Below are 12,277 nucleotides of genomic sequence, written 5' to 3'. Positions count from 1 at the left end.
CCCACTTTCCAATCAAGGGATCCAAAAGTAGCATGCGTGGATCCAACCCGCGAGGGAGTCGCCCCATGGACCACCCCGTCAGCACGCTGCCGAACTACCGGCGTGACGACGTCGACGCCCACCCGCCCCTGCTCAGCCCGGGCTACCGGTCGACGGTGCTCCGCGCGCCGAGCCGACCGCTGGTGTACCTGCCGCAGCGGCTCACGGAGGTCACCGGGCCGCTGCTCGGCGAGGGCCGGCTCGGCCCGCTCGACCACGACCTGACCCGGCAGCACGACGGCGAGCCGCTCGGCCAGCGGATCATCGTGCACGGCCGGGTCCACGACGGCGACGGGCGACCCGTGCCGCACACCCTGGTGGAGATCTGGCAGGCCAACGCCGCCGGCCGCTACCGGCACGCGGTGGACAACTGGGCTGCGCCGCTGGACCCCCACTTCGACGGCGTGGGCCGGGTTTGCACCGACGAGCGGGGGCGCTACCGGTTCGTCACGGTGCAGCCGGGCGCGTACCCCTGGCGCAACCACGACAACGCGTGGCGGCCCGCGCACATCCACTTCTCGCTGTTCGGCCGGGCGTTCACCCAGCGCCTGGTGACGCAGATGTACTTCCCCGGCGACCCGCTCTTCTTCCAGGACCCGGTGCTCAACTCGATCCCCGACCCGGCGGCGCGCCAGCGGCTGGTCGCCCGCTACGACCACGCGACGACCCGCCCCGAGTGGGCCCTGGCGTACGAGTTCGACATCGTGCTGCGGGGCCGGGAGAGCACGCCCTTCGAGGACGAGGACGACGATGAGTGAGCGCCACGGCGTGACCCCGGCCCAGACCGTCGGGCCGTACCTGAGCATCGGCCTGCGCTGGCCCGACGGCCCGCACGTGGTCCCGCCCGGCACCCCGGGCTCCTTCTGGGTGCGCGGCCGGATCACCGACGGCGCGGGAGCGCCGGTCGTGGACGCCCTGGTCGAGAGCTGGCAGGCCGACCCGGACGGCCGGTTCGACCACCCCGACGACCCGCGCGGCGCGCGGGCGTCGTCGGTGGCCGGCTTCCGGGGGTTCGGGCGCAGCGAGACCGACGACCAGGGGTGGTACGCGCTGCTGACCGTGCGGCCCGGGGCCCTGCCGGCACCGGACGGCGGGACCGAGGCGCCGCACCTGAACCTCTCGGTGTTCGGGCGCGGGCTGCTGCACCGGGTCGTGACCCGGCTCTACTTCCCCGACGAGCCGGCGGCCAACGCCGCCGACCCCGTCCTGCGCGGTGTCGACGCCGACCGGCGGGGCACCCTCGTCGGCCGGGAATCCGCCGACGGGGTGCGCTTCGACATCCGGCTCCAGGGTGACGATGAGACCGTCTTCTTCGCCGTCTGACGGCCTGCTCTCGGGCCTGTCCGGCGACCCCGGGGTCGACGCGCAGCTCACCGACCGGGCGCTGCTGCGGGCGCTGCTGGACGCCGAGGCCGCGCTCGCGGCCGCCGGGGCCGACTGCGGGGTGCTGCCCCGGGCGGCGGCCGAGGCGATCGGGGCGTGCTGCCGGGCCGACCTGTTCGACCCGGCGGCCCTCGGCCGGGCCGCCGAGGACGCCGGCAACCCGGTGGTGCCGCTCGTACGGCAGCTCACCGCGGCCCTGCCCGAGCCGGCCCGCGCCTGGGTGCACCTCGGGGCGACCAGCCAGGACGTCCTCGACACCGCGCTGATGCTGGTCGCGGCGCGGGCGGCCGGGCCGCTGCTGGCCCACCTGGACCGGGCCGCCGACGCCGCGGCCCGGCTGGCCGCCGCCCACCGCGACACGGTCATGCTCGCCCGCACCCTCGGCCAGCAGGCCGCGCCGACCACGTTCGGCCTGAAGGCCGCCGGTTGGCTGGTCGGCCTGGCCGAGGCCCGGACCCGGCTCGACGCGGTCCGCGCGGCGCTGCCGGCGCAGCTCGGCGGCGCGGTCGGCACGCTCGCCGCGCTCGGCCCGGCCGGGCCGGCGGTCGCCGCCCGCTTCGCCGCCCACCTCGGCCTCGCCGCGAGCCCGCTGCCCTGGCACACCCGCCGCCAGCCGCTGCTCGACCTCGCCGCCGCGCTCGGCGGGCTGCTCGCCGCCACCGGCAAGACCGCGCTGGACGTCGGGCTGCTCGCCCAGGTCGAGGTCGGCGAGGCGGCCGAGGGCGGCGCGGCCACGGGCGCCGGGCCGGGCCGGGGCGGCTCGTCGGCGATGCCGCACAAGCGCAACCCGGTCGACTCGGTCCTCGTCGGCGCGGCGGCGCGGCGCGGGCCCGGCCTGGTCGCCACCCTGTACGCCGCCGCCGTGCAGGAGCACGAGCGGGCCGCCGGAGCCTGGCACGCCGAGTGGGAGCCGCTGCTCGACCTGCTGCACCTGGCCGGCGGCGCGGCCGCCCGCACCGCCCGGATGCTGGGCGGGCTGCGGGTCGACGCGCGCCGGATGCGGGCCAACCTCGACGCCACCGGCGGCCTCGTGCTGGCCGAGGCGGTGGCCGCGCGGCTGACGCCCGCCCTGGGCCGGGGCGCGGCGCACGACGTCGTCGCGCGGGCCGCGGCCGGGCCCGACTTCCGCGCCGCGCTGCTGGCCGCCCCCGAGATCCGCGCGCACCTGGGTCCGCGCGGGATCGACGAGGCGCTCGACCCGTACGGCTGGCTCGGCTCCGCCGGGCTCCTCGTCGACCGGGCGCTGGCCGACCACCGCGCGCACCGGGCCGGGCCCTCGTGACGTCCCGCCTGCACGCCACCGTCGACGGCCCGCCCGACGCGCCGGTCCTCGTGCTCGGCAGTTCGCTGGGCACCACCGCCGCCATGTGGGAACCGCAGCTGGCCGAGCTCACCGCCCACTTCCGGGTGGTCCGGTACGACCACCTCGGCCACGGCCGCTCGGCGGTACCGCCGGGCCCATACACCATCGAACTGCTCGGCCGGGAGGTGCTGCGCCTGCTCGACGACCTCGACGCCCGGCGCGTGCACTACGCCGGGCTCTCCCTCGGCGGGATGGTCGGCATGTGGCTGGCCGCCCACGCGCCCGAGCGGGTCGGCCGGCTCGCGCTGCTGTGCACGTCGGCGGCCCTGGGCCCGGCGCGGAGGTGGCACGACCGGGCGGCGGCCGTGCGCGCAGGCGGCCTGCCGGCCGTGGCCGACGCCGTGGTGGCCCGCTGGTTCACGCCCGGCTTCGCCGCCGCCCGGCCGGAGGCGGTCGCCGCCTGGCGGGCCATGCTGGCCTCGACGCCTGCCGACGGGTACGCCGCGTGCTGCGCGGCGATCTCCACGATGGACCTGCGCGACGACCTGACCGGCATCCGGGCGCCCACCCTGGTCGTCGCCGGGGCCGACGACCAGGCCACCCCCGTGCCGCACGCCCGGCTGATCGCCGAACGGATCCCCGGGGCCCGGCTGGCGGTCGTCGCCGACGCCGCGCACCTGGCCAACGTGCAGCAGCCCGGGCAGGTCGGCCGCCTGCTGCGCGACCACCTCGCCGAGGAGACACACCGTGACGCCTGAACCGGCACCCGAGCCATCCGGTCTCCCGCCCGAGCGCGACCGGCACGCCGCCGGCATGGCGGTCCGCCGGCAGGTCCTCGGCGACGCCCACGTCGACCGGGCCATCGCCGCCACCGACGCGTTCACCGCCGACTTCCAGGACCTGATCACCCGCTACGCCTGGGGCGAGATCTGGTCGCGCCCCGGGCTGGACCGGCGCACCCGCAGCGTGATCACCCTCGCGGTCCTCGCCACCGGGCACCACGACGAGGAGCTGGCCATGCACGTCCGCGCCGCCCTGCGCAACGGCCTCACCCCGCAGGAGATCAGCGAGGTCCTGCTCCAGGTCGGCGTCTACGCCGGGGTGCCGGCGGCGAACCGGGCGTTCGCCGTGGCCCGGCGGGCGTTGCGGCAGGAGGACGAGTGACCGACGCGGCACGCCGTCGCCGTTGACGACCTCCGCCGCCGGGCACTACGTTCGACATGAGTACACCCGTCCGCATAGCGAACACGACAGCGCGGACGACGACAGCACAGGAGGCGGGAGGGCGATGGCGAAGATCGTCTCGCTGGCCGACGGGATCGCCGAGCTGGTGCACGACGGGGACGTGGTGGCCCTGGAGGGGTTCACCCACCTCATCCCGTTCGCCGCCGGTCACGAGATCATCCGGCAGGGGCGGCGCGGCCTGACCCTGGTGCGGATGACCCCGGACGTCATCTACGACCAGCTCATCGGGGCCGGCTGCGCCAGCCGCCTCGTCTTCTCCTGGGGCGGCAACCCCGGCGTGGGCTCGCTGCACCGCTTCCGCGACGCCGTGCAGCACTCCTGGCCGGCGCCCCTGGAGCTGGAGGAACACAGCCACGCGGGGATGGCCAACCGCTACGTCGCGGGCGCCTCCGGCCTGCCGTTCGCCGTGCTGCGCGGCTACACCGGCACCGACCTGCCCCGCCACACCGCCACCATCCGCACCGTCGACTGCCCGTTCACCGGCGAGACGCTGACCGCGCTGCCCGCGCTGCGGCCCGACGTGACCGTGGTGCACGCCCAGCGCGCCGACCGGGTCGGCAACGTGCAGATGTGGGGCATCACCGGCGTGCAGAAGGAGGCCGTGCTCGCCGCGCGCCGGTCCCTGGTCACCGTCGAGGAGTTCGTCGACGAGCTGACGCCGGTGCCGGGGCAGGTCGTCCTGCCCGGGTGGGCGATCACGGCGGTGGCCCGGGTCCCAGGCGGCGCGCACCCGTCGTACACGCAGGGCTATTCGGTGCGCGACAACGACTTCTACCGCGACTGGGACGCGATCAGCCGGGACCGCGACACCTTCCGGGCCTGGATCGCCCGGCACGTGCTGACGACGGAGGTGCCGGCGTGAGCGCGGCGGACTGGTCGGCCGACGAGATGATGACGGTCGCCGCCGCCCGGCAGCTGCGCGACGGCACCGTCTGCTTCGTCGGGATCGGCCTGCCCAGCACTGCGGCGAACCTGGCCCGCGTCACCCACGCCCCCGGCCTCGTGCTGGTCTACGAGTCGGGCTGCCTCGGCGCGAAGCCCGACCGGCTGCCGCTGTCCATCGGCGACGGCATCCTCGCCGACACCGCCGACGCGGTCGTCTCCGTGCCGGAGGTGTTCAACTACTGGCTCCAGCCCGGCCGCATCGACGTCGGCTTCCTCGGGGCGGCCCAGCTCGACCGCCACGGCAACATCAACACCACCGTCATCGGCGGCTCCTACGCCGACCCGGCGGTCCGCCTGCCCGGCGCCGGCGGCGCCCCGGAGATCGCCGCGTCCTGCGGCGAGGTGGTCGTCATCGTCCGGCAGAGCCGGCGCACGTTCACCGGGCGCGTCGACTTCGTCACCTCCGTCGGCTACGGCACGGGGCCGGGCGACCGGGCCCGGCTCGGGCTGCGCGGCGGCGGCCCCCGGACGGTGATCACCGACCTCGGCGTCCTCGAACCCGACCCGGCCACCGGCGAGCTGACCCTCACCCGGCTGCACCCCGGCGTCACCGTCGAGCAGGCCCGGGCGGCCACCGGCTGGCCGCTCGCCGTCGCCGACGGGCTGACCACCAACGAGCCCCCCACCCCCGACGAGCTCGCCGCGCTGCGGGCCCTGCAGGCCACGCTGAAGGCGACGCCATGACCCGCGACGTGTACGTGCTCGACGCCGTCCGCACCCCCATCGGCCGCCACGGCGGCGGCCTGGCCGGCATACGCCCCGACGACCTCGCCGCGCACGTGGTGCGGGAGGTCGTCGCCCGCAGCCCCGGGCTCGACCCGGCGCGCATCGACGACGTGCTCCTCGGCGACGCCAACGGCGCCGGTGAGGACAACCGGGACGTGGCCCGGATGGCCGTCCTGCTGGCCGGCCTGCCACCGTCGGTGCCCGGGGCGACCGTCAACCGGCTCTGCGGCTCCGGCCTGGAGGCCGTCATCGGCGCGTCCCGGGCCGTCGCCCTCGGCGACGCGTCGATCTGCCTCGCCGGCGGGGTGGAGTCGATGAGCCGCGCGCCGTGGGTGCTGCCCAAGCCCGAGGGGGCCTACCCCCGGGGGCACGAGACGCTGCACTCCACCACGCTGGGCTGGCGGATGGTCAACCCGGCGATGCCGGCACAGTGGACGGTGGCGCTGGGCGAGGGCGCGGAGATCCTCGCCGAACGCCACGGGATCACCCGCGAGCGGCAGGACGAGTTCGCGCTGGGCAGCCACCAGCGGGCCGACCGGGCCTGGCGCGACGGCGCGTACGCCGACGAGGTCGTCCCGGTGCCCGGCACCGACGTCGACCGGGACGAGAGCATCCGGCCGGCCACCACCGCCGAGGCGCTGGGCCGACTCAAGCCGGTCTTCCGGCCCGCCGGCACGGTCACCGCCGGCAACTCGTCGCCGCTGAACGACGGGGCGAGCGTCCTGCTGCTCGCCGACGCCGCCGGTGCGCGGGAGATCGGCCGCGCGCCGCTGGCCCGGATCGTCTCCCGGGCCGTCACCGGGATCGAGCCCCACCTGTTCGGCATCGGCCCGGTGGCCGCCGCCGAGGAGGCGCTGCGCCGCGCCGGGCTCGGCTGGGGCGACCTCGACGTGGTCGAGCTCAACGAGGCGTTCGCCGCGCAGTCCCTGGCCTGCCTGGCCCACTGGCCCGACCTCGACCCGGCGATCGTCAACCCCCAGGGCGGCGCCATCGCCCTCGGCCATCCGCTCGGCTCCTCCGGGTCCCGCATCCTCGGGTCACTGGCCTGGCAGCTGCACCGCCGCGGCGGGGGCCGGGGGCTCGCCGCCATCTGCATCGGGGTGGGCCAGGGCCTGGCCGTCGTCCTGGAGGCGTGACGGGACGACCGGTCCCGGGCGCCGACACCGCGCGACCCGCGGGGCACCGGTGCCGGCCACCCCGGGCGGCGCGGCTACGCTGGCCACCGACGGTGACGGGTGCGCCAGGCCGCCCCGGGCGACCCTGCGGCAGGAGACCGAGTGACCGACGCGGCGCGATCCGGCGAGTTCGTCCAGTCGCTGGAGCGCGGCCTGGCCGTGATCCGCGCGTTCGACGCCGAGCACCCCCGGCTCACCCTCAGCGAGGTGGCCCGGGCCACCGGGCTGACCCGGGCCGCCGCCCGACGCTTCCTGCTCACCCTGGTCGAGCTGGGCTACGTGCACACCGACGGGCGGCTGTTCTCGCTGCGCCCGCGCGTGCTCGACCTCGGCTACGCCTACCTGTCGGGCCTGGGCCTGCCGGAGGTCGCCCGGCCGCACCTGGAGGCGCTGGCCGCGCAGGTGCGCGAGTCCTGCTCGGTGTCGGTCCTCGACGGCGACGAGGTGGTCTACGTCGCCCGCGTCGCCACCAGACGCATCATGACGGTGGGGATCAGCGTCGGCAGCCGCTTCCCCGCGTACGCGACGTCGATGGGCCGGGTGCTGCTCGCCGCGCAGCCCGCCGACTGGCTGGACGACTACCTCGCCACGGCGCGGCTGCGGCCGTTGACCCGGCACACCGTCACCGACCCGGCCCGGCTGCGCGCCGCCCTGACCACGATCGCCGCGCAGGGCTACGCGATCGTGGACCAGGAGCTGGAGGAGGGGCTGCGTTCGCTGGCCGCGCCGATCCACGGGGAGGACGGGGCGGTGGTCGCCGCGATCAACGTCTCCGCGCACGCCAGCCGCGGCCCGTCCGAGACGATCCGCACGGAGCTGCTGCCGCCCCTGCTGGCCACCGCGAAGCGCGTCGAGGAGGACCTGGCGGCCGGTCCGGGCCGGTGAACCGGCACCGGTCCGGACCGCCACCGCGTCGGCGGCCGATGCGCCGCCTCAGCGCGCCGACGCCGCGAGCCGGCGGCCCGGGCCGAGGTGCCGGGCGTACGCGCCGGTGGTGAAGAACGCCGGCAGGTCCTCGCCGAACGCGGTGTCCTCGACGACGCGGGCGGCCCGCTCGGCGCGCTCCCGGTCGGCGGCGCCGCGACCCGTCACCAGGTCGGCCAGCTCCTGCGCGAGGATCGTGCGCACCAGCTCGTCGGTCACGCAGCCGCCGTCGGCCAGCGGGGTGCCGTGGTGCAGCCACTGCCACACCTGGCAGCGGGCGATCTCGGCGGTCGCCGCGTCCTCCATCAGGTTCCACAGGGCGACCGCCCCGGCGCCGCCGAGCCACGCGTCGATGTAGCGCAGCGCGACCGCGATGTTGGCGCGCACCCCCGCGGCGGTGACCTGGCCGGGGGTCTTGTCGACGGCGAGCAGGTCGGCGGCGGCGACGCTGACGTCGTCCCGGAGCCGGTCGAGCTGGTGCGGGCGCTCGCCCAGCACCGCGTCGAACTCCTCGCGGCAGGTGGCGACCAGCCCCGGGTGGGCGACCCACGAGCCGTCGAAGCCGTCGCCGGCCTCGCGCCGCTTGTCCGCCCGCACCCGGCCCAGGGCCACCTCGTTGACCTGCGGGTCCCGGCTGGGGACGAACGCGGCCATCCCGCCGATGGCGTGCGCGCCGCGCCGGTGGCAGGTCGCCACCAGCAGCTCGGTGTACGCCCGCATGAACGGCACCGTCATGGTGACCTCGGCCCGGTCGGGCAGGACGAAGTCCGACCACTGCCCGAAGTTCCTGATCACGCTGAAGATGTAGTCCCACCGGCCGGCGTTCAGGCCCGCCGAGTGCTCGCGCAGCTCGTAGAGGATCTCCTCCATCTCGAAGGCGGCGGTGATCGTCTCGATGAGGGTGGTGGCCCGGATGGTGCCGCGCGGCAGGCCCAGGCGCTGCTGGGCGAAGACGAAGACGTCGTTCCACAGCCGCGCCTCGTGGTGGCTCTCCAGCTTCGGCAGGTAGAAGTAGGGTCCGGCGCCCGCGTCGAGCTGCCGCCGCGCGCAGTGGAACAGGTAGAGCCCGAAGTCGACCAGGCTGGCCGAGATGGGCCGCCCGTCCACCACGATGCCCTTCTCCACGAGGTGCCAGCCGCGGGGCCGCACGACGATCGTGGCCAGCTCGTCGCCGAGGGCGTAGCGCTTGCCGCGCGCGTCGGTGAAGTCGATCCGCCGGTCCAGGGCGTCGATGAGGTTGAGCTGACCGGAGACCACGTTGTGCCAGGTCGGCGAGGTGGCGTCCTCGAAGTCGGCGAGCCACACCCGCGCCCCGGAGTTGAGCGCGTTGACGGTCATCTTGCGGTCGGGCGGGCCGGTGATCTCGACCCGCCGGTCGAGCAGGCCGGGCGCGGGCGGGGCCACCCGCCAGGTCGGGTCGGCGCGGATCGCGGCGGTCTCGGGGAGGAAGTCGGGGAGCTGACCGGTGGCGTACCGGTCCCGGCGGGCCCGCCGGGTGTCCAGCAGGGCCACCCGGCGGGCGGCGAACTCGCTGTCCAGCTCGACCAGGAACTCCAGCGCCGCCGGGGTGAGGACCTCGTCGAACCGGTCGGCCATCGGGCCGATGATCTCGTATCTCATGCGAACTGCTCCTCCTCGGTGGAACCGCGCAGGGCGGTGGTCTCGGCGGCCGGGTTGAGCACGGTGCTGATCAGGTCGAAGTAGCCGGTGCCGACCTCGCGCTGGTGCTTGACGGCGGTGTAGCCGGCCGGCTCGGCGGCGAACTCCCGCTCCTGCAGCGACACGTAGGCGGGCATGCCGTCGGCGGCGTAGCCGCGGGCCAGGTCGAACATCGAGTAGTTGAGGGCGTGGAAGCCGGCCAGGGTGATGAACTGGAACTTGTAGCCCATGTGGCCGAGTTCCCGCTGGAACTTGGCGATGGTGGCGTCGTCGAGGTGCTTGCGCCAGTTGAACGACGGCGAGCAGTTGTAGGCGAGGAGCTGGTCCGGGTGCTCCGCCTTGATCGCCTCGGCGAAGCGCCGGGCGATCTCCAGGTCGGGGGTGGAGGTCTCCATCCAGAGCAGGTCGGCGTGCGGGGCGTAGGCCAGGCCCCGGGCGATGCACGGCTCGACGCCGTTGCGCACCCGGTAGAAGCCCTCGGCGGTGCGCTCGCCGGTGACGAAGGGCCGGTCCCGCTCGTCGACGTCGGTGGTCAGCAGCGTGGCGGCCTGCGCGTCGGTGCGGGCGATGATGACCGACGGCACCCCGGCGATGTCGGCGGCGAGCCGCGCCGCCTCCAGGGTGCGGATGTGCGCCCCGGTCGGGACGAGCACCTTGCCGCCGAGGTGGCCGCACTTCTTCTCGGCGGCGAGCTGGTCCTCCCAGTGCACGCCCGCCGCGCCGGCCGCGATCATGGCGGTCATCAGCTCGTACGCGTTGAGCGGCCCGCCGAAGCCGGCCTCGGCGTCGGCGACGATCGGGGCCAGCCAGTCGGTCCCGTTCTCGTCGCCCTCGGCGGTGGTGATCTGGGCGGCGCGCAGCAGGGCGTTGTTGATCCGGCGCACCACGGCGGGCACCGAGTTGGCGGGGTAGAGGCTCTGGTCGGGGTAGGTGTGCCCGGCGAGGTTGGCGTCGGCGGCCACCTGCCAGCCGGAGAGGTAGATCGCCTTCAGCCCGGCCCGGACCATCTGCACGGCCTGGTTGCCGGTGAGCGCGCCCAGGGCGTGGACGTAGTCCTCGCTGTGCAGCAGCCGCCACAGCCGCTGCGCCCCGTGCCGGGCCAGGGTGTGCTCCTCCTGGATCGCCCCGCGCAGGCGCACCACGTCCTCGGCGCGGTAGCCGCGGCGCACCCCCTGCCAGCGGGGGTCGGTCTCCCACTCGGTCCGCAACTTCTCCACGGCGTTCTGCATGATGTCGTCTCCTCGGCTGTCGTGACGCCGGCGCTCCGTCGTGCCGCCCAGCGGCGTGACCGCGGCGCCCGTCCGGCGTGTCGCCAACGGTCACACGGAGTCGGCGGTGCGGTCGAGGGACGGAAGAAGCCAAGTTCTGAGAAGTTCGCGCCCCGTCTTGCGAAGTTGCGAAGGGTTATATTTGCAGCCTGCCAACGGTGCTGGGCTGCCGAAAGACCGACGAGGAGGTGAGGGCGATCGGCAAGACCTTCGCGGGCGCCCGGCTGCGCCGGATGCGCGAGGACCGCGCGCTGAGCCAGTCGCACCTGGCCCGCCTGCTCAACATCTCCCCCAGCTATCTCAACCAGATCGAGCACGACGCGCGCCCGCTGACCGTGCCGGTGCTGATGCGGATCACCGAGGTCTTCGGCGTCGACCCGACGGTGTTCGCCCCGCGCGACACGCCGCGGCTGGTCGCCGGGCTGCGCGAGGCGCTCCCGGGGCGGCCGAGCGTCGCCGACCTCACCGAGCTGGCCACCCGGCTGCCCGAGGTCGCCGAGGCCGTCCTCGACCTGCACCGGCGCTACCGGCAGGCCGACGAGCAGCTCGCCGAGCTGCTCGGCGACCGGGAGACGATCGGGCGCAGCCCGCACGACCGGGTGACCGAGTTCTTCTACCGGCGGCAGAACTACGTGCCGGACCTCGACGAGGCGGCGGAGCGGCTGGCGGCGACCATCGGGCTGCGCCGCGGCGAGGTGCGCTCCGCGTTGCAGGACCGGCTCGCCGAGCGGCACTGCGTGCAGGTGCGCCGCGACGACGCCACCCTGCTCGGCGACGAGTTGCACCGCTACCGGCCGCAGACGCGCACCCTGCACCTGTCGACGTCGCTGCGGGCCGGGCAGGAGGCGATGCGGATGGCGGCGCAGATCGCGCTGCTGGAGTTCGCCGACGTGATCGACGAGATCGTGGAGGAGGAACGCTTCGACGACGTGCAGACGCAGATCCTCACCCGGGTCGGCCTGGCGAACTACTTCGCCGCCGCGCTGATCCTGCCCTACGAGCGCTTCCTCGCCGCGGCGGAGCAGCGCCGCTACGACATCGACCTGCTCACCCAGCACTTCGCGATGGGGTGGGAGACGGTCTGCCACCGGCTCAGCACCCTGCAGCGGCCCCGCGCGCGGGGGGTGCCGTTCTCGTTCGTCCGGGTCGACCGGGCCGGCAACCTGTCCAAGCGGCAGTCCGCCACCGGCTTCCCGTTCTCGCTGACCGGCGGCACCTGCCCACTGTGGAACGTCTACGAGGCGTTCAGCTCGCCCGGCCGGGTCGTCGTGCAGGTCGCCGCGATGCCCGACGGGCAGCGCTACCTGTGGATCGCCCGCACCATCACCCGGCACCACGGCGGCTACAACCAGCCGGGGAAGGTCTACGCGATCGGGCTCGGCTGCGAGACCCGGCACGCCGAGCGGCTGGTCTACTCCGCCGGCATCGACCTGTACGCGGCCGACGCCACCACCTCGATCGGCCCCGGCTGCAAGACCTGCGAGCGGATGACCTGCCCGCAGCGCGCCGCAGCGCCGATCACGGGCCGGCTCGACCTGGACGAGAACCGCAGCACCTTCATCCCGTATCCGCTGAAGGGCTGACCCCGCCCGGCGGGATGCCGGACCCGC

At 75.4% G+C, this 12,277-nt stretch carries 12 protein-coding genes; 10 read left to right on the top strand and 2 right to left on the bottom strand.

The genetic code is table 11. From position 1 onward, the window contains the following. Positions 1–65 precede the first annotated feature (65 nt). The 9 genes from pcaH to GA0070558_RS17535 all read left to right on the top strand — a co-directional run bounded on the left by pcaH (position 66) and on the right by GA0070558_RS17535 (position 7,701). Positions 66–797 (top strand): protocatechuate 3,4-dioxygenase subunit beta, encoded by a 732-nt coding sequence (gene pcaH / locus GA0070558_RS17575; protein ID WP_091281294.1) that lies wholly within the window; start codon positions 66–68, stop codon positions 795–797. Then, a complete protein-coding gene (pcaG, locus tag GA0070558_RS17570) occupies positions 790–1,362 on the top strand; it encodes a protocatechuate 3,4-dioxygenase subunit alpha (RefSeq protein WP_043968424.1) in 573 nt (190 codons plus the stop codon). The genes pcaH and pcaG overlap by 8 nt, the downstream gene beginning before the upstream one ends. Beyond that, on the top strand, positions 1,337–2,704 hold the full coding sequence (gene pcaB, locus GA0070558_RS17565; RefSeq protein WP_091281290.1) for a 3-carboxy-cis,cis-muconate cycloisomerase: 1,368 nt from the start codon (positions 1,337–1,339) through the stop codon (positions 2,702–2,704). The genes pcaG and pcaB overlap by 26 nt, the downstream gene beginning before the upstream one ends. Beyond that, the gene (gene pcaD / locus GA0070558_RS17560; RefSeq protein ID WP_176734252.1) at positions 2,701–3,483 is read left to right on the top strand and encodes a 3-oxoadipate enol-lactonase; all 783 of its coding nucleotides are present in this window, start codon (positions 2,701–2,703) and stop codon (positions 3,481–3,483) included. Before pcaB ends, pcaD begins: the two co-directional genes overlap by 4 nt. After that, positions 3,473–3,889 (top strand): 4-carboxymuconolactone decarboxylase, encoded by a 417-nt coding sequence (gene pcaC, locus GA0070558_RS17555; RefSeq protein ID WP_091281287.1) that lies wholly within the window; start codon positions 3,473–3,475, stop codon positions 3,887–3,889. The genes pcaD and pcaC overlap by 11 nt, the downstream gene beginning before the upstream one ends. A gap of 124 nt (positions 3,890–4,013) precedes the next feature. Next, positions 4,014–4,832 (top strand): CoA transferase subunit A, encoded by an 819-nt coding sequence (locus tag GA0070558_RS17550; RefSeq protein ID WP_091281284.1) that lies wholly within the window; start codon positions 4,014–4,016, stop codon positions 4,830–4,832. Beyond that, on the top strand, positions 4,829–5,599 hold the full coding sequence (locus GA0070558_RS17545) for a CoA-transferase subunit beta (protein ID WP_077939720.1): 771 nt from the start codon (positions 4,829–4,831) through the stop codon (positions 5,597–5,599). Before GA0070558_RS17550 ends, GA0070558_RS17545 begins: the two co-directional genes overlap by 4 nt. Beyond that, on the top strand, positions 5,596–6,777 hold the full coding sequence (locus GA0070558_RS17540) for a thiolase family protein (RefSeq protein ID WP_091281278.1): 1,182 nt from the start codon (positions 5,596–5,598) through the stop codon (positions 6,775–6,777). Before GA0070558_RS17545 ends, GA0070558_RS17540 begins: the two co-directional genes overlap by 4 nt. A 141-nt stretch (positions 6,778–6,918) precedes the next feature. Then, positions 6,919–7,701, top strand: a complete 783-nt coding sequence (locus tag GA0070558_RS17535; protein WP_091281271.1) for an IclR family transcriptional regulator — start codon at positions 6,919–6,921, stop codon at positions 7,699–7,701. A gap of 48 nt (positions 7,702–7,749) precedes the next feature. Here the strand turns inward: GA0070558_RS17535 and aceB are convergent, their stop codons facing one another. Then, on the bottom strand, positions 7,750–9,360 hold the full coding sequence (gene aceB / locus GA0070558_RS17530; protein WP_091281266.1) for a malate synthase A: 1,611 nt from the start codon (positions 9,358–9,360) through the stop codon (positions 7,750–7,752). Next, a complete protein-coding gene (gene aceA / locus GA0070558_RS17525; RefSeq protein ID WP_091281261.1) occupies positions 9,357–10,628 on the bottom strand; it encodes an isocitrate lyase in 1,272 nt (423 codons plus the stop codon). The genes aceB and aceA overlap by 4 nt, the downstream gene beginning before the upstream one ends. A gap of 197 nt (positions 10,629–10,825) precedes the next feature. Between aceA and GA0070558_RS17520 the strand changes: the two genes are divergently transcribed. Beyond that, positions 10,826–12,250 carry a short-chain fatty acyl-CoA regulator family protein gene (locus tag GA0070558_RS17520; protein ID WP_256091991.1) on the top strand — a complete coding sequence of 475 codons (1,425 nt, stop codon included), beginning with the start codon at positions 10,826–10,828 and terminating at the stop codon, positions 12,248–12,250. Positions 12,251–12,277 lie beyond the last annotated feature (27 nt).

Origin of the sequence: Micromonospora haikouensis, assembly GCF_900091595.1 — a bacterium.
Taxonomy (GTDB): Bacteria; Actinomycetota; Actinomycetes; order Mycobacteriales; family Micromonosporaceae; genus Micromonospora; species Micromonospora haikouensis.
The sequence above is the reverse complement of the archived record's forward strand: the minus strand, read 5'-3'. Positions and strand labels throughout refer to the sequence as shown.

Excerpts from the sequence above, each read along its gene's own strand:
- pcaH (WP_091281294.1), top strand. The coding sequence starts at position 66 with ATGGACCACCCCGTCAGCACGCTGCCGAACTACCGGCGTGACGACGTC.
- pcaG (WP_043968424.1), top strand. The coding sequence starts at position 790 with ATGAGTGAGCGCCACGGCGTGACCCCGGCCCAGACCGTCGGGCCGTAC.
- pcaB (WP_091281290.1), top strand. The coding sequence starts at position 1,337 with ATGAGACCGTCTTCTTCGCCGTCTGACGGCCTGCTCTCGGGCCTGTCC.
- GA0070558_RS17550 (WP_091281284.1), top strand. The coding sequence starts at position 4,014 with ATGGCGAAGATCGTCTCGCTGGCCGACGGGATCGCCGAGCTGGTGCAC.
- GA0070558_RS17540 (WP_091281278.1), top strand. The coding sequence starts at position 5,596 with ATGACCCGCGACGTGTACGTGCTCGACGCCGTCCGCACCCCCATCGGC.
- aceB (WP_091281266.1), bottom strand. The coding sequence starts at position 9,360 with ATGAGATACGAGATCATCGGCCCGATGGCCGACCGGTTCGACGAGGTC.
- aceA (WP_091281261.1), bottom strand. The coding sequence starts at position 10,628 with ATGCAGAACGCCGTGGAGAAGTTGCGGACCGAGTGGGAGACCGACCCC.